The sequence below is a fragment of the uncultured Veillonella sp. genome (assembly GCF_934190855.1).
Classification (GTDB): domain Bacteria; phylum Bacillota; class Negativicutes; order Veillonellales; family Veillonellaceae; genus Veillonella.
This window is the reverse complement of record NZ_CAKPTN010000017.1, coordinates 1-18139: the sequence shown is the minus strand read 5'-3', so window position 1 is coordinate 18139 and position 18139 is coordinate 1. Positions and strand designations below refer to the sequence as shown.

The 18139-nt window shown below is 40.2% G+C and carries 15 protein-coding genes; 6 read left to right on the top strand and 9 right to left on the bottom strand.

Annotation, left to right across the window (positions count from 1 at the left end; genetic code table 11):
* Positions 1–3: 3 nt before the first annotated feature.
* The 4 genes from Q0F90_RS02115 to Q0F90_RS02100 all read right to left on the bottom strand — a co-directional run bounded on the left by Q0F90_RS02115 (position 4) and on the right by Q0F90_RS02100 (position 3943).
* On the bottom strand, positions 4–1137 hold the full coding sequence (locus tag Q0F90_RS02115) for a PLP-dependent aspartate aminotransferase family protein (protein WP_296002909.1): 1134 nt from the start codon (positions 1135–1137) through the stop codon (positions 4–6).
* Positions 1138–1289: 152 nt separating this feature from the next.
* Complete coding sequence (locus Q0F90_RS02110) at positions 1290–1793, bottom strand: ECF transporter S component (protein ID WP_021147700.1); 504 nt, start codon at positions 1791–1793, stop codon at positions 1290–1292.
* 60 nt (positions 1794–1853) lie between these two features.
* Positions 1854–2258: a PACE efflux transporter gene (locus tag Q0F90_RS02105; protein ID WP_296002906.1), complete on the bottom strand. Its 405-nt coding sequence runs from the start codon at positions 2256–2258 to the stop codon at positions 1854–1856.
* Positions 2259–2476: 218 nt separating this feature from the next.
* Positions 2477–3943, bottom strand: a complete 1467-nt coding sequence (locus tag Q0F90_RS02100) for a DASS family sodium-coupled anion symporter (protein ID WP_296002905.1) — start codon at positions 3941–3943, stop codon at positions 2477–2479.
* 239 nt (positions 3944–4182) lie between these two features.
* Between Q0F90_RS02100 and Q0F90_RS02095 the strand changes: the two genes are divergently transcribed.
* Positions 4183–5994 (top strand): ABC transporter ATP-binding protein, encoded by a 1812-nt coding sequence (locus Q0F90_RS02095; RefSeq protein WP_296002903.1) that lies wholly within the window; start codon positions 4183–4185, stop codon positions 5992–5994.
* A complete protein-coding gene (locus Q0F90_RS02090) occupies positions 5991–7748 on the top strand; it encodes an ABC transporter ATP-binding protein (RefSeq protein WP_296002900.1) in 1758 nt (585 codons plus the stop codon). The genes Q0F90_RS02095 and Q0F90_RS02090 overlap by 4 nt, the downstream gene beginning before the upstream one ends.
* Before the next feature lie 160 nt (positions 7749–7908).
* Here Q0F90_RS02090 and Q0F90_RS02085 read toward each other — a convergent pair whose 3' ends face one another.
* The 4 genes from Q0F90_RS02085 to Q0F90_RS02070 all read right to left on the bottom strand — a co-directional run bounded on the left by Q0F90_RS02085 (position 7909) and on the right by Q0F90_RS02070 (position 11511).
* Positions 7909–8733 (bottom strand): MetQ/NlpA family ABC transporter substrate-binding protein, encoded by an 825-nt coding sequence (locus Q0F90_RS02085; protein ID WP_296002897.1) that lies wholly within the window; start codon positions 8731–8733, stop codon positions 7909–7911.
* A 54-nt stretch (positions 8734–8787) separates the two neighbouring features.
* Entirely contained in the window at positions 8788–9459 is a 672-nt protein-coding gene (locus Q0F90_RS02080; protein ID WP_105090110.1) for a methionine ABC transporter permease, read from the bottom strand.
* The gene (locus tag Q0F90_RS02075; protein WP_296002892.1) at positions 9459–10481 is read right to left on the bottom strand and encodes a methionine ABC transporter ATP-binding protein; all 1023 of its coding nucleotides are present in this window, start codon (positions 10479–10481) and stop codon (positions 9459–9461) included. Before Q0F90_RS02075 ends, Q0F90_RS02080 begins: the two co-directional genes overlap by 1 nt.
* A 163-nt stretch (positions 10482–10644) precedes the next feature.
* A complete protein-coding gene (locus Q0F90_RS02070; protein WP_296002890.1) occupies positions 10645–11511 on the bottom strand; it encodes a DMT family transporter in 867 nt (288 codons plus the stop codon).
* Positions 11512–11917: 406 nt separating this feature from the next.
* Between Q0F90_RS02070 and pflB the strand changes: the two genes are divergently transcribed.
* From pflB to pflA, 3 genes are all read left to right on the top strand, one after another.
* Positions 11918–14035 carry a formate C-acetyltransferase gene (pflB, locus tag Q0F90_RS02065; RefSeq protein ID WP_296002887.1) on the top strand — a complete coding sequence of 706 codons (2118 nt, stop codon included), beginning with the start codon at positions 11918–11920 and terminating at the stop codon, positions 14033–14035.
* Positions 14036–14110: 75 nt separating this feature from the next.
* Positions 14111–14350, top strand: a complete 240-nt coding sequence (gene grcA3 / locus Q0F90_RS02060; protein ID WP_005387698.1) for an autonomous glycyl radical cofactor GrcA3 — start codon at positions 14111–14113, stop codon at positions 14348–14350.
* A 12-nt stretch (positions 14351–14362) separates the two neighbouring features.
* Positions 14363–15139 (top strand): pyruvate formate-lyase-activating protein, encoded by a 777-nt coding sequence (pflA, locus tag Q0F90_RS02055; protein WP_296002884.1) that lies wholly within the window; start codon positions 14363–14365, stop codon positions 15137–15139.
* A gap of 120 nt (positions 15140–15259) precedes the next feature.
* On the opposite strand, the gene Q0F90_RS02050 is transcribed toward pflA, so the two are convergent.
* On the bottom strand, positions 15260–16213 hold the full coding sequence (locus Q0F90_RS02050) for a 2-hydroxyacid dehydrogenase (protein WP_296002881.1): 954 nt from the start codon (positions 16211–16213) through the stop codon (positions 15260–15262).
* Between the two features lie 252 nt (positions 16214–16465).
* Here Q0F90_RS02050 and alr point away from each other — a divergent pair, with 252 nt between their 5' ends.
* The gene (gene alr / locus Q0F90_RS02045; RefSeq protein WP_296002878.1) at positions 16466–17578 is read left to right on the top strand and encodes an alanine racemase; all 1113 of its coding nucleotides are present in this window, start codon (positions 16466–16468) and stop codon (positions 17576–17578) included.
* Positions 17579–18139: the final 561 nt, after the last annotated feature.

Sequence of the window (18139 nt, the reverse complement as noted above, 5' to 3'; positions counted from 1 at the left end):
CCTTTATTTATTGAAAGCTTGTTCCAAGTCTGCAATCAAATCATCTGTGTCTTCAATACCTACAGATAGACGCAATAAGCGACGCGTAATACCTTTACGTTCTGCATCTTCAGGTTTTAAATCCGGATGAGTTTGCGTTACAGGATATGTCAACAAGGACTCTGTACCACCAAGACTTTCAGCAAATTGAATCAATTCAATGCCTTCCAATACTGTTTTAGCCGTTTCTTCGCTATCTACTTCAAAGGATAACATGCCACCAAAGCCAGTCGTTTGAGCTTTATTGATTTCATAGCCCGGATGGTCAGGAAGACCTGGGAATAATACTTTTGTTACTTTTGGTTGCTTTTTAAGCCAGTCTGCAAGAGCAATGGCATTCTTTTGATGCTGTTCCATACGAAGAGCTAATGTTTTGACACCGCGAATTACGAGCCAACTATCCATGGCGGACAAACAAGCACCTACAGTTTTGTATGTTAAACGCAATTTAGCAGCTAATTCATCATCATTTACAATGGTGAAACCAGAAATAACGTCATGATGACCACCGATGAATTTTGTACCGCTATGAACGACAATATCTGCGCCCAAAGTCAAAGGTTTTTGAAAGTATGGGCTCAAGAATGTATTGTCGATAATGACTAGTGCATTACGCTCATGGGCCAATGCACAAAGAGCACGAATATCGGTAATCTCCATCATAGGATTGGTCGGTGTTTCAATATAAACAGCCTTTGTATTCGGTTTAAAAGCAGCTTTCACCGCATCAAGATCAGAAGTACCTACATATGTAAATTCTATGCCGTTTTTCTCATAAATATTGGTGAACATACGGATAGAACCACCATATAAGTCATCACCTAAGATGATGTGGTCTCCAGGGGAGAATAAATGGAACACTGCGTCCACTGCGGCCATACCAGAGGAAAATGCCAATGCATCTGTACCTTCTTCAAGGCCTGCTATCAATTGTTCCAAGCGGTCGCGCGTCGGATTAGACTCACGAGTATATTGGTAACCTGTTGTATCACCCAATTGTGGATGAGAAAATGTACTAGACATATAAATCGCAGGGGAAATTGCACCAGTACTATCTGGCTTGCCACTGCCGTGAACACATTTTGTATTAAATTTCATTCCAATCAACTCCTCATATTTGTATACAATATGTTAATTATAAAAGTAGACAATGATTAAGGTCAACAAAAATGGGCACTCATACAGCCTGAGTGCCCCTAAAAAGTCATATCTATTTTGAATGGGTTGTCATAACTCTAAGTTAAGTTAGACTAATTTTTAGTACGCTTTGTAATAAGTAGAGCCAAAATAATACCCAAAGAAGATGTTACTAATTGTGGCCAACTAGATACAAACAACATAGTATTTACAATCTTTGGTGGGAATTGGAACAGTGAAAAGAACAAAGAATAACCACCAAAAAGAACGCCTGCTTTTACCAAGGCAGCAACAATAATGAGCAAAGCCTTTGGTTTATGTTGTAACCAATGAGCTACGAATACATAGGCTGTGGTACCAAGTGCCGTAATCAAGATGAACGGTGGAAGCGGTAACATACCTTGTAAATGCGCCACAACTGGTGCTATCCAAGCAATGACAAGACCATTTTTCCAACCATAGCGCCAAGTGGCAAGTACAAAGGTTGCGGACGTAATAGAACCAATGAGGAACATACTCACCTGGTTAGGAATAAATGGGAAAATGAGGCGCAAGCTTTGCGCCAATAAGGCTACGGCCAACAATAGACCTGTGCCCGTAATAGACTTTGTAGACATAAGAACCTCCTACTATACGATATAGATTTTACAAGAGGTACTTACCTCACATATTTAAAACTAAGCTTTTACAAAAAATAAGCGTACTCGATCATATACCCAATTATAAATATAGGTATAACCCAAGATAGCCAATGTCATCGTTATATCAGTGACAAAGGCCATCCAAAAAGTCATCTGCATCATGTACATGATGATCGGTACCGTTGCAAGCATAAATAAGCCTTCAAATAACACAGCATGAATAGTGCGAATTAAAGGGCCTCGTGCTAATCGATCACCTGGTACTAGTTTATCAAAAATCCAGTTAAACACAAAATTCCAAACCATAGCCAACAAGGAAAAGATAATCATCAAGACCAGAGGCTGCCCCTCATGCGGAACAAACTGCATCACGATCCAACCGATTAAAATGCAACCAATCTCATATAAAACTGACTGTACTACCCGCTCAAAAAAAGACATAATACCTCACGCCTATAAATACACCTATATGCGCTATTATAACACATAGTGATTTATGCCATTTTCGAATATAAAGGAAGCCCCTCGAAGTGTTCTGTAAGCTCAACTTGCTTTTCCTGAAGTGAGTTTTGCCATTTTATGATAGAAAAAGCCGCCATATGTCTGTCTAGCGACTTGCGTCAGAATGGAGCGCAGAGAGACATATGGCGGCGGAAAGCCTATCCTAAAAGTGGCATTACGAACTGAATCCATGGAATACCTACCACAATGAATACTGCGAGGTAAATAATACCAAAGATAGCCCCTAATTTCCAGAATTCAGGACCTTTGTTGTAGCCACTAGCAAACCAGATTGGACTGTGACCTGTACCATATGGTGTAAGGATACCCATAATACCCATTGGTACTAATAGAATTAACATAACTTGAGCTGGATCAACACCAGGAATTTGAAGAATTAGAGTAGCAAACAAGCCTACCATAGCTGTTACATAAGCAGTGCCAGAAGCAAAGAAGTAACGAAGCAAGCAGAATGCTAACAATAAACCAAGAATGGCCATTGTTGGATCTAAAGATACTAAAGAACCACCTGCAGATTTAGCAAGCCATTCCAAGAAACCTACGTTTTTAAGACCAGAAGCCATAGGTACAAGTGTAGCGAACCAAGTCAAAACGTTCCATGCTGGTTTGTTAGCAAGGAAGTCTTGCCATGTCATAATCTTAGTAAAAATCATCAAGATAATAACAATTAAAGCTGTTGTAGTTGGGTTTACTTTAAATGTCGAAGCACCAATCCACAATACAAGAGCCAACACAGAAATCAAGGCCATGAAGATTTCACTACGTGTCATAGAGCCTAACTTCTTGTACTCATCCTTTGCCCATGCTGCAATTTCAGGGGAACCTTTCACCTCTGGTTTGCAGAATACATAGGTCAATAGTGGTGTGATGATAAACAAGATGAGACCTACTGGCAAGAATGCTAGGAACCATGTGCCCCAGTTAGCAGCTATGATACCAGATTTAGCAGACAATTCAAGGGCTAATGGGTTTGGCGCTGCACCAGTCAAGAAAATAGAGCTAGATACACATGTAGTTGCCAATGCTACCCAGTTCAAATAGGAACCAATTTTACGAGGGTTCTTATCTGGATAAGAATCGAACATTGGACAAATACTAGATACGATTGGGTAAATCGTACCACCAGAGCGAGCCGCATTACTTGGAATAAACGGAGCCAACACAAGGTCAGTAATAGCAATGGCATAACCAAGACCTAAAGAGGACTTACCAAGCTTTGCTACCAAGAACAAGGCAATACGACGGCCAAGACCAGAGTTTTCATAGCCAATACCAATCATGAAGGCTGCAAAGATCAACCAAACGATGGCGTTAGAGAAACCACTGAGTCCCCAACTGATAGCTTGTGCATCAGTAATCGCCTTTGCTACACCCGTTGCTTTATCTACAACAGGGGCAGGACCTACTTTAAACAACATAGATACGGTAACTGCAATGATACCGATAAAAGCTGGTGGCATTGGTTCTAAAATCAAACCTACCACGAGGCCAGCGAAAATACTTACGTAAATCCAAGAATTTGCGCTAAGGCCTTCAGGAGCACCGATGAGCCATACAAGAATAGCTACAACAAGCGGTGCGAATAATTTCCAATTCAACTTCATTAGAAACTCTCCTTACTACTTCAAAACAAAATATAAAAAATAAATGCAAAAAAATGCTTATATAGTATATCAGAATTTTTTATAAGATGATATAAACTCAATCATAATACTTATTAATTGATAATAAACTTTTAGTAATATCTTTAGTCATAATACTAAACACACTAGATAATTTAAATTTTATACAATATAATATAAATATCGAAATTTATTAATTTATTAAGAGTAAGAGGCTTCCAATGAAACCATTTATATATTATATAAAACCTTTATGGTTGCCTGCTGTTATAGTATCGTTTCTTTCGTTACTCACGGTAGCGGGCACATTATATATACCAACATTGACGGCATCAATCATTAATGACGGCGTTCTCAAAGGCGATCTAGAGATGATTGGCAACTCTAGCATGAACATGCTTGTTGTGGCATTACTAACAGTACTATCCGCTATCCTAGGCGTTGCTATGAGTGCTCATATTTCAGCATCTGTAGGCAAGGTATTGCGTGATGATCTAGTGAAAGCATTACAATATTTTTCACTCCGAGACTTTACGCACTTTGGTACTGGCACCATATTGATGCGCACAAGCCGGGACGTAGAAAAAATTCAGTCGGTCCTAGGAGAAGGATTAAATATGATTCTCCCTATGCCGATTATGATATGTGTTGGCCTCGGTCTTACCTTCTACAAAAGTTGGCAACTAGGGCTCGTCATCCTCGCCGTAATGGCTTGTATGATACTTACTATTATCTTTATTGAAAGCCGGGCCTTACCACTTATCAAGGCTATACAATTAAAGCTAGACGATATCACCGATATGGTTCGGGATCACATCGTAGGTATGCCAGTGATTAGAGCTTTCAACAGAAGAACCTATGAAAACAAAAAAGAAATTGCTATTTTTACAGAGTCCGCACAGCTCAACAAAAAATTACGTCAAACCTTTGCCATCGGTTTACCGACTATACTCATTCTATTTAATATGAGCACCGTTGCCATTCTCTGGCTCGGTGGCTACAACGTCAGCATGGGATCCCTGCAGGTAGGTGATATCATGGCCGTTATCGAGTATGCGAACCTCATCCTATTGAGTATGCTCATGGCCATATTCGTCATCATCGACATCCCTGAAGCTATTGTATGTTATTCTCGTATTCGTGAGTTGTTAGAACACGAAAACACCGATACCTTCCCTGAACCATATAATAGCAACATTACAAATTTAAATTCTCACTCTACAAAGTATTCTACTAATCAAAAAGAGAGCCAAAACGTTGCGGCAACGGCAAACGATGATACACCTCTTTTGGAGTTCCGCAGTGTTACGTTCCGTTACGATAATGCGGAGTCTCCTGCGCTAGAGAATATCTCTTTTGTGGTACATCACGGCGAAACCTTAGCCATAATGGGTGATATTGGATCTGGTAAAAGTACAATCACCAACCTCATCCCTAGCCTCTTCTCTATCGAGTCAGGAGACATTTTATTTGAGGGAAAGTCCATCTATGAATGGAATGTAGATGACTTACGCGCCCGCATCGGCTATGTGCCACAACGAGCTTACTTATTCACTGGCACTGTAGAGATGAATGTGCGATATGGTGCAGCACCAAATCAAGAAATTACCACTCAAGATGTAGAAAATGCATGTCGCCTCTCAAGAGCAGACGAATTTATAAGTCGCCTTGAAGGTGGGTACCAATATATGGTTGCTCAAGGTGGCACTAATCTATCGGGAGGCCAGCGCCAACGCCTAGCCATGGCGAGAGCTCTTGTGCGCAAACCAGATTTATTCATATTTGATGATAGCTTCTCCGCTCTCGACGGCACTACAGAGCGTGCAGTTCGTACAGCATTACACGAGGAGTTGCAAAAGGATAACCGCCCTGCCCTCATTTCCGTAGAGCAAAAGGTAAGTGCTGCTAAAAAAGCAGACCATATTTTAATCATCAACCGTGGTCAAGTTGCAGGATATGGCACACATGATGAACTGGCAACTACCTCTACGGTATATCAACAGATTTTAGCATCTCAGGAGGTGACAGCATGAGCCCATTACGTCGTTTCCTGATGGAATCTAAAAGCCAATGGGGATGGCTAGCGCTCCTCATCTTAGCTCTCATTACAGCGGCTACATTTGAGGTCTCTGCTCCAGTCTTACTAGGTAAAATTGTAGATGCTATGGTTAGCGGTTTAAAAACAGATCAAGATATTAATACGATTATTGCCTCTGTAGATACGATTATTCTCTGGCTCATCGCACTCTATAGTGGACATGCACTATTTACTTACTTTGGTGAGTATATGATGTCCTCTATTGGTTCTAAAACAGTATTAGCTTTACGCACACGCATGAGCACCCACCTATACTCATTGCCTATAGAGTACTTTCACGATCACCAGCGAGGCGATTTACTAAGCCGACTCACCTCTGACTTAGATGCCGTTGCTGAAACTATAGGTGAAGGCGTACCGGGCCTTGTATCTGCCATTATCGGTATTATAGGTGCCACGGCTATGATGATTTGGATAAGCCCGATGCTAGGCATCTCTATCATCGCCATTATATGTATTGGTATCCTATGTTTAACATGGTTATCTAAACGGGCTCGTCGGGTTTATCTCAAAAACCAAAGCGCATTAGGTGCTTTCAACAGTGGCATAGAGGAAATTGTAGTAGGAAAACCGATTATCCAAACCTTTGGCCTTGAAGATACTACGACAAATCAAGTACAGATACTGAACGAGAATCTATTTAAAAGTATGAGAAGCGCTGCGTTTACGAGTCAACTCGTTGAACCTCTTGTAAAGTTTCTAAATCAATTCACCTATTGCCTCGTTGCTATTCAAGGGGGCCTCATGGTATTACGAGGCTCTATTTCTATCGGCGATATCCAAGCCTTCTTCCTCTATGTAGGACAAGTTTCAGATCCACTCTCTCGCAGTTCCTACATTATGACAAAATTCCAAGAAACGGCTGCCGCTTTAGGCCGTATTTATGAGGTTATAGATACACCAGCTGAAATTGATAAGGGCACCAAAGCATTAGGCGATACAACAACACATACAGGCACTATCGATTTTGAACATGTTGATTTTGGCTATACCCCATCCAATGTGTTTATGAAGGATATCAACATCCATATTCCTGGCGGCTCCATGGTGGCCATTGTAGGCCCTACGGGAGCTGGTAAATCAACCTTGGTAAACCTTATCATGCGCTTTTATGATATTATGAAAGGCCGTATTACCATTGATGGTGTCGACATTCGTGACATATCTCGTGAAAGCTTACATAATACGGTAGGCATGGTATTACAAGATGCTTGGATTTTCACAGGCACCATTGCGGATAACATCGGCTACGGTAAACCAAATGCAACACGAGAAGAAATTGAATATGTTGCAAGGCTAGCTATGGCAGATCACTTTATCCGTACCTTACCAGATGGCTATGATACAGTTCTCAAACAAGGTGGTGATGATCTATCCCAAGGTCAACGCCAATTGATTACTATCGCTCGCGCATTCTTAGCGGACCCTAGTATTCTTATCCTTGACGAAGCAACGGCTAACGTCGACACTCGAACCGAGGTGGAGGTTCAAAAAGCGATGAATACCCTCCTCAAAGGTCGTACAAGCATCGTAATCGCCCATCGCTTGTCTACAATCAAAAATGCTGACTTCCTACTCGTAGTAGAAAACGGCACCATTGTGGAACAAGGGACGCATCACAAACTGATTGAACGCGGTGGTCACTATAAAGAACTCTATGAAAACTATGCTGCAGGCATGAGCGTCTAAGGTAATCTACAAAAGATAATACCCTATTTGTATCAGTCAATAATATCCTCATAGTATGCCATATACACAAAGGAACCCCTAATAAGTAAAAACTTATTAGGAGTTCCTTTTATTTATGCCTATATAGTTATTCGTGCCTATATAGCACATTATCTATATTCTATTCACCTTTTGGTACAAACCATAGACCATTATTATTTTTCTCCATGTAGTCTTTAAATTCTTGAGAGTGGTAAGCTGCTACAAGGTCTTTTGCCCATTGTGCATCTTTATTTTTCTCGTTAACTACTACTTGTAATAACCATTGTGGCAATACATCTTCGTTAGCCAACGCTGATTTTGGATCAATTTTTGCATTATAGATGATGGCACCAGTAATAACAATGTAATCAAAATCAGTGCGTACAGAAGGAATTGTAAGGGATTTCATTTCTGTAAATTTGAGATGTTTAGGATTTTCAATGATATCTGCTTGTGTTACTGTTGCTAAGTCTTTATTTGGATCAAGTTTAATCCAACCGATTTTTTGCAATAACGCATAGGCACGAGCCATGTTAGATGCATCATTTGGTACTGCAATAGTATCACCATCTGCCACTTGGTCTAAAGATGTTTTAGAACCACTAAAGATACCTGCTGGTACAGTTGGAATTGGAGTTAACGCTACAAGATGCCCTTTTTGTTTTTCATTAAAGTTTTTCATGTATGCTGTATGTTGTTCAACGTTAAAATCTACTTCACCATCGCTCAACACTTGGTCTGCTTGTACCAAATCAGACATATCTACACCTTTAAAGATATAGCCTTGTTTTTCCAAAATTGGTTTTACACCTTTTTCAAATAGTTCAGAGTAAGGGCCCTGAGATTTACTATAGGATAATTCCTTTTTAGCACCATTATCGCTATTATTGGAACCGCAGCCTGCGATAAAAGCTACGCTAAATACTAATGCCGCACCAAGGGCAAGAAGTTTTTTAAATTTCATAGTACATTCTCCTATACTTTTACAATCAATATAACTAAAATCTATTTCATCAAATTAGGAACGACGCGCACGACGTGCAAAGTAGTTACCTATTGTTTGAATAATTTGAACAAAAATAATTAAAATAACAACGGTAAATAACATCAATGGGAAGTTCAACCGCTCATAACCATAGGTGAGAGCCAAATCGCCTACACCACCTGCACCAATGGCACCAGCCATAGCCGTAGCACCGATAAGACCGATGGTACCAGTCGTAATAGATAAAATAAGTGAACCCTTTGCTTCAGGTAAAAGGAAGTGCCAAATCACTTCAAAATGAGAGGCGCCCATCGATTGCGCAGCCTCGATAATGCCTTTATTAACCTCTAAAATAGAGTTTTCAAAGAGTCGAGCCAGATACGGCGCAATGAATATAACAAGCGGTACGATAGCCGCCGTTGTACCCACACGAGTACCAACAATCATCTTAGTCAACGGTAAGATAAACACCATCAAGATGATAAATGGGACGGAACGCACAATATTAACAATTGTATTTGTAATGGTGTAAACAATGCTGTTTTTAACAATACCATTAGGATTTGTTACCACTAGTGTAACTGCGATAATCAGCCCTAGTATGGTGCCGATGAATAGAGATAGGAACACCATGTATAATGTCTGTTCTGCAGCTAGTAATAACTGCGAACCTGGCACACCAAGTTCTTGCATAAAGAAGTCCATTATAATGTCACCTCCTGCCATTCAATACCTTGTGTTACAAGATACTCTTTTACCTTGCCTACCTCAAGATTGTCGCCAATAAACTGAACAATAAAAATACCAAGTACTGTATGCTCTAGCTCTGTTACGGTAGCAAATAATACACTTGTTTCTAAATCAAAGGTTTTATTAATATGATATAGCACATTATCAGTCGTATTATTTCCTAAGAAATGCATCTTAAGAATTGTATATGGCCTTTTATCACAAGCCAAGGTATGTTTCACTGTTGATGGAATTTCATCAGGAATAACGGTCCTAACAAATCGTTTTGTTGTTTCATGTTTAGGTTTACTAAATACCTCAAGCACAGAACCAGTCTCTATGAGTTTCCCATGTTCCATTACTGCAACACGATTACAGATTTTCTGAATCACATCAATCTCATGAGTTACGATAACTACTGTTACCCCTAACTCACGATTAACACGGTCTAATAGCTGAAGAATAGACTCTGTCGTATCTGGATCAAGAGCACTTGTCGCTTCATCGCAAAGTAAAATTGATGGATCTGTAGCCAACGCACGGGCAATACCAACACGTTGCTTTTGACCACCTGATAATTCTCCAGGATAGGCATTTGCTTTATCCCCTAAATCAACAAAGTCTAACAAGGTTTTAACCTTATTATCAACCTCTGATTTAGGAACTTTATTTAGAATTAATGGAATTGCCACATTATCATACACAGATTTAGCATTCAATAAATTAAACTGTTGAAATACCATGCCAATGCGCTTACGCACCTTTCTAAGCTCGTTAAAACTTAAGCCATTGATATTCACACCATCTATTTCAACATGACCAGAGGTAGGTACCTCTAAGGCATTAATCATGCGAAGCAGTGTAGATTTACCTGCGCCACTAAAGCCAATAATGCCAAATATATCACCTTTTTCTATGGTAAAGTTTACATCAGATAATGCAGTAACCTTTTGCTTATTAACGTCAAACTCTTTCGTTACATTTCGTATAGCAATCACTGTACCGCCTCTTTCCCAATAATTAAGTAGGAATTAATTTTTGTTTAAAGCATATCTTTAAGGTATGTTTTAATTATGTATTTAGATTACTACAATTTATAAAGACTGTCAAACAATAAAAAACCTCAACGATTTAAACCGTTGAGGTTCTTTTATTATTAACTTATCTATATCGATTAAATAAGAACAACGATCCTAGTATAATTGGCGCCCCAATATAGAGTCCCATATTAGGATATTCCCCTAATAAGAATGCTGCTACTATAGCCGCTACAATTGGCGAGATATACATAAAATTCGTTACATCAGACACCTTTTCTGCATGTTCAAAAGCATAGCTCCAGAATACAAATCCTAGTGCACTAGAAAAGAACGCTAGATATACCATGGCAAGTTGTGCACTAAGAGGTGCCTGTACAATCATATCAATAGCATGATCTGCAAATGGTAATGCCATGATAGCACCGGTAAACATGGACCACATGGCTATAGTAATAGAGTTATACCCTTTCAGACTAAGGCCACGATTAAGGATGTTATAAATTGCAAATAATATCATGCCTAATAAAGTCCACAATGCACCCATAGGAATTGTAAGGGTAGAATTCCAAAGAATAATAATAGCTACACCTATAAATGCAGTTATGGTAAAGATCCATCCGATGGGGCGAATTCTATCTTTATAAACAACTAACGCTAAGAGTGCAGTCGTTAGGGGCGTCAAAGCCATTATAATACTCGACGTAGCTGCAGGAATTGTGCGAAGGCCTTCATTAAAAACGACTTGATAAACAAAGTTCCCTGTAGCACCTAATAAAATATATATGCCCCACTCACGCCAAGATGTAGGGATATGTAACCCTTTGAACACACCAATAATCAGCATAAGTATAGCACCGCCTACAACTCTTGCTACAGAGAGTGTCAATGCATCTACCGATTGTAATGCAAGTTTACCAAACGGAAATGCCGTAGCCCATACAGCAATCGTGGCAGATGCACCTAAAATAGCTTTCATTCGATTTGTCATTAGCATCCACCTTTCACTACTATCTCTTACTACAACCTTCTGATCTACTTCGAAGAAAATATACACTATCTAAATATTACCATACTACAATCCTAAATCTACAATACTTAAAATCACTCTATATCGAAAATCATCCATTTATTGATATAAATTTTCATTACTTAACAATAACACTATAAACTAAAACTCTTATTTTTACACTTTCATCAACCAATCTAAACATTTATAAATACTATATTTGTCAGCAATTTATAATAGTTTCTTCATTATAAATAATTCCTATACTTACGAAAATTGCATAGCATGTATTGAAAATATATATCATCTAAAATTTGTTAAATCCGGACAAACATTGTACACTATAGGCATAGAAATCTATAGTTATATCCTTTTATGGAGGTGCAAAATGCAACATACTGCATGGAAAGATTTTAACACAGGTGTGTGGGATAAAGCCGTTGATGTACGCGACTTTATTCAAAGAAACTATATCCCCTATGAAGGGGACGATTCCTTCCTTGCTGGTCCTACAGAAAGAACGACAAAATTATGGGACCAAGTAATGAAGCTTTATGAAGAAGAACGTGAAAAAGGCGGCATGCTCGATGCTGATACTTCCGTGGCCACACACATTACTGCCCATGCGCCAGGATATATCGACAAAGACCTTGAAACGATCGTTGGTTTGCAAACTGACAAACCTTTAAAACGCGCAATGTTCCCTTATGGTGGCTTGCGTACTGCAAAATCCGCTATTGAAGAATACGGCTTCAAAATGGATCCGCAAACAGAAGACTTCTTCAAAAAACACCGCAAAACTCACAACGACGGCGTATTTGATGTATATACACCAGAAATGCGTGCCGCTCGTACAGCTCATATCGTAACTGGTTTGCCTGATGCTTACAGCCGTGGCCGCATCATCGGTGACTATCGCCGTATCGCTTTGTATGGTGTTGATTACCTTATCGAAGACAAAAAAGAACAATTCAGCATTACAATGGGTGATATGCTGGAAGAAGTAATTCGCGATCGTGAAGAAATCCAAGAGCAAATTCGTTCCTTGAAGGAATTGAAAGAAATGGCTGCGTCTTATGGTTACGATATTTCTGGACCAGCTAAAGACGTTAAAGAAGCTATGCAATGGATTTACTTCGGCTACCTTGGCGCGATTAAAGAGCAAAACGGTGCTGCTATGTCCATCGGCCGTAACTCTACATTCCTAGATATCTACGCGGAACGCGACCTCCGCAATGGCACATATACAGAAGAACAAATCCAAGAATTCGTAGATCATTTCATTATGAAATTGCGTATGGTTCGTTTCGCGCGTATCCACGAATACAATAACTTGTTCACAGGCGATCCTGTATGGACTACAGAATCCATCGGTGGTATGGGTACTGACGGCCGTACTTTGGTTTCCAAGATGTCCTTCCGTTATTTGCATACATTGACTAATCTTGGCCCTGCTCCAGAACCAAACCTCACTGTATTATGGTCCCCTCGCATGCCTATTGGCTTCCGCCGCTTCTGTGCGAAATTATCCATTGAAACATCTTCCATCCAATACGAAAATGACGACTTAATGCGTCCTAACTCTGGTGATGACTACGCTATCGCATGTTGCGTATCCCCAATGCGTATTGGTAAAGAAATGCAATTCTTCGGCGCTCGTTCCAACTTGGCTAAATGCTTGCTTTACGCAATCAATGGCGGCGTTGACGAAAAATTGAAAAAACAAATTGGTCCTAAATACCGCCCTATCACGTCCGAATACTTAGAATTCGACGAAGTATGGGAAAAATTCGACGACATGATGGAATGGTTGGCAGGCGTATATGTAAACGCATTGAACATCATTCACTACATGCACGATAAATATGCTTATGAAAAACTAGAAATGGCATTGCATGACCGCAAGGTAACTCGTTGGTTTGCAACTGGTATCGCTGGTTTATCCGTAGTAGCTGACTCCTTGTCCGCTATTAAATACGCTAAAGTAAAACCTATTCGTGACGAAAACGGCATTGCTGTTGATTTCGAAATTGAAGGTGACTTCCCTAAATATGGTAACGATGACGATCGTGTAGATAGCTTGGCAGCAAAAGTTGTTTCTACATTTATGAACAAGATTCGTAAACATCCTACATACCGTCAATCTGTTCCTACTATGAGCTTGTTAACAATTACTTCCAACGTAGTATATGGTACTGCAACAGGTTCTACTCCAGACGGCCGTAAAGCTGGTGAAGCTTTCGCTCCTGGTGCTAACCCAATGCATGGTCGTGATACACACGGTGCTATTTCTTCGTTGGCATCCGTAGCAAAAATGCCATGGCGTGATAGCTCTGATGGTATTTCCAATACCTTCTCTATCATTCCTGACGCATTAGGTAAATCTGGTGAAACATTTGTGTCCCTCAGCGATTTTGATATTGAGTTAGATCCATCTCAATTGCCTAACTCTAATACAAACTTCGCTTGCAGTGAACCGAATGTTACTATAAAGGAAGATAAATAATATCTTCCATAGTATCGGAATGCTTTCACCGGCACCGATATGAGTGTTAGTCCTGGTTGAAAGGAGGCAATACCAATGAGCAACCAACAACAAATTGATAACTTGGTAGAGTTATTAGATGGCTACTCCCAAAAAGGCGGTCATCATTTGAACGTTAACGTGTTCACTCGCGAAACATTGTTAGACGCTCAAAAACATCCTGAGTTGTACCCTCAATTGACTGTTCGTGTGTCTGGTTACGCAGTGCACTTCAGCAAATTGACTAAAGCACAACAGGACGAAGTTATTTCTCGTACATTCCATCAACAAATCTAATCGAGGTTACCTATGACAGGACGTATTCATTCGGTCGAAACGATGGGTACGGTTGATGGTCCAGGCATGCGCATGGTGGTTTTTCTCCAAGGATGCCCCATGCGTTGTGCTTATTGCCACAATCCTGACACATGGAATGAAACTAGCGATGATGCTAAGTTCATGACCGTCGAGGAATTGTGGGACCAGTACGAACGTAACCGCCAATTTTATACTAATGGTGGTATCACCGTCACAGGTGGGGAAGCTCTTATGCAAATCGACTTTGTTACTGAGCTTTTCACATATTTCCGTGAAAGAAACGTCCATACCTGTTTAGATACAAGTGGAATTTGTTTTGATCCCCACCAAGAGGTGGCCTACCGTAAGCTACTCAGTGTCACTAGTCTCGTCATCCTAGACCTTAAAGAAATCGATTCTGATAAACATCTGTGGTTAACAGGCAAACCGTTAGAGCCCATTCTCGGATTTGCTAGATTAACGGCAGACGTAGAAGTTCCTATTTGGGTTCGTCACGTTGTAGTCCCTACCATCACAGATAATGCAGATCATCACTATCGTCTAGGCTTTTTCCTAGGATCCCTGAATAACTTACAAGCCGTTGATTGCTTGCCATATCACGTTATGGGTACTGCTAAATATAAGGAGTTAGGTCTTACCTATCGCCTAGAGGGCATACCAGCCGCATCAAAAGATATAGCGGCTAAAGCGACAAGAACCGTGGTGGAAGGCATCAAGGCCTATCGACGCCATTGGTGGAGTCCCATCAAAACACAACATCAATCATAATCAAGTTTGAGGATAACTACCTCCCTTGATATATATACATATATATACCAAGACTTGATCTATGATAGCCCTAAAACAATAGAGCCGCCCCCACACAACCGGGGACGGCTCTTATTGTATTTATTTAGATACTACGTTAATAGGTTCACCTTTAAAGAAGGCTTGTACATTGTCACGAATGATGCCTACTAAGCGTTGGCGTGTTTCAAGCCCCTTCCACCCCATGTGCGGAGTAATGATAACATTATCTAATGTATATAGAGGGCTATCCTCTGCTGGAGGTTCTACCTCTTGTACATCAAGGCCTGCACCTGCAATGCGTTTAGCTGCTAATGCTTCACAAAGGTCAGCTTCATTAATAAGAGGACCACGACCTGTATTGACAATAACTGCATTTGGCTTCATCTTAGCAATGGTTTCTTTATTAATCATGTGCTTAGTTTGGTCATTCAATGGGCAATGCAATGTAATATAATCACTATTTGCGAGTAATTCATCAAGGCTTACATAACGAACACCGTCGCCATCAGCCTTTGGTGTACGCGTATGGATTAAGATATTCATACCTAGTGCTTTTGCCACTTTGATAACTTCCATACCAATGTGACCAGCACCGACAACACCTAATGTTTTACCATTTACTTCGGTATGGTTCACTTGTAAATGCTTTGTGAAATTACTGCGATCACCTTTAGCAAGCATGCCGATTTGTTGTTGCATTGTGGACGCAAAATTGAGGATCATCATAATTACCGTATGTGCTACACGTTCTGTGCTGTACGCTGGAATATTGCACACAGTGATACCTCTCTCCTTTGCAGCGTTGAGGTCGATATTATTGTAGCCTGTACCCGCTTCTACAATGAGCTCTACAGTATCTGGAAATTGTGAAAGCAAGTCAGCCCCTACTGGCAACTCCTTTGTAACTACAACACGAGCCCCTTGAATGCGTTCAATAAGCTCTTCATTTGTACTATTATCATAGACCTGTACATCATTAGATAATATGGAGAAATCTAATGCATGGTCATAATTCATTTTACCTGCGTTTACTACTACTACACGTTCGCTCATGAGAACCTCCTACATCTATGTTATATTGCATATAATATACTTCAACATAAATTATACTATTATTTATATAAATTTATACTATTAATATCATCACAACCCATATCAATTAGTATACTTTCACGTTTATTGTATATAATATATGTATAAAAATCATAAAAAACAGAATTTCTGTATAAAACTTTCACAAAAGTATTGTGTAATTCCCCAAAAGGTATAAAATTAAAGTAATGTTATATAGAATTGAGGAATACCATGAGACCCACCTATTTGACCATAAATACAAGTCTCGTTCGCGAGAACTTGCGCAAAATTAAAGATAGTTTACCGGAATGGAGCACATCTACCGCTGTTATCAAGGCCAATGGCTATGGACACGGCAGCGTTATGATGGGCCGTATTGCCGTTGAGGAAGGTTACGAATCCTTGGCAGTTGCCATTCCAGAGGAGTCTGTACCTCTTCGCAATGCAGGTATTATGGTGCCAATTTATCTATTAGGCCTCACAAGACCTCAGTCCTTTGAGCTCGTAGCAGATACGAATTCCATCCCTGCTGTCTGTGAATCTACCGATTTAGACGCTCTCGATAAAGTGGCCGACAACCACGATATGATTATTCGCGTTGCCGTAGCAGTTGATACAGGCATGCATCGTATCGGTATCAAACCAGAGGATGCTGTAGAGTTTATCAAACGCATAGAGTCCTACGAAAACCTTGAAGTAGACGGTTTCTTTTCTCATATGAGTAACGCCGATGCAGCCGATCAAAGCCACGCTCATGGGCAGGCGCAAAAGTTCCATAAAATGGTCGATGAAATCCGTGCCTTTAGACCTGATGCGGACTATCGCTTCTCCCTTGCCAATAGCGCTGGGTTATTGTCCGTAAAAGATAGCTTATTTACCGATGCCCGTCCTGGTATTATTCAATACGGCATCATGCCATCCCTTGATGTGCCAAATCGATTAGGTTTAAAACCAGTCCTCTCCTTCCATAGCGAAGTAGTACATGTACAGCACTTGGAAGCTGGCGAAGGTATCGGCTATGGATCTACCTATGTAACACCAGAACCTATGACGATTGCAACCATCCCTGTAGGCTATGCCGATGGCTATCCACGCAGCCTATCTAATCGCGGTACCGTCCTTATCCATGGCACACGTTGTCCTGTAGTGGGCCGCATCTGTATGGACCAATTCATGGTGGCCGTGCCTGATACAATTACTGTACAACCTGGTGATAAGGTTGTGCTCTTAGGTTCCCAAGGTCATGAAAGCATCTCTGCCCTAGAGATTGCCGCCCTTGCGTCTACGATTCCTTATGAAATCTTCTGTGGTTTCTCTGAACGTGTACCTCGACAATATATTTAATATAATTGCTAAAAAAAAATATAGCTATTGTAAAAGCGCAGATTTGATATATTCCCCCTTTACAACTTATCCAGCAAAGGGCACTATATCAACTATCTGCGCTTTTATTAATTCTCTATGGATACGAAAAAAGCCCGTAGTACATGCAGCGGTCTACATGCATTACGGGCTTTCCTGCTCCCCTATACCTAGCGTACTGTAAAGCAGTTACGTTCTTATTGTGAGAGAGAGTATTATATACCAAGTATATAATCTTATGATTGGGAGGGAACCACAATTCATAAGGGGCCCCCTGAACGACAGACGGCATAGGAGAGAGTCAATGTTTGTCTATCCAATCCAGGGGGCTGTGTGTAATTGTTTATTGTGTATAAGGGTTTTGTGTGTATTGTGTGTGTATTGTGTGTATAGTATGTGTGTTTAGTGTTCGTGTATTTAAGGGGTTTGCTTTACAGTAGCATAGGGTATAGATTAGCTTATTTGACTGCCATACCTGTTTTAGCATCCAATACGATGGATACAGGTTTATTTTGTGCATCATGGAACTCTACAGTATAAATA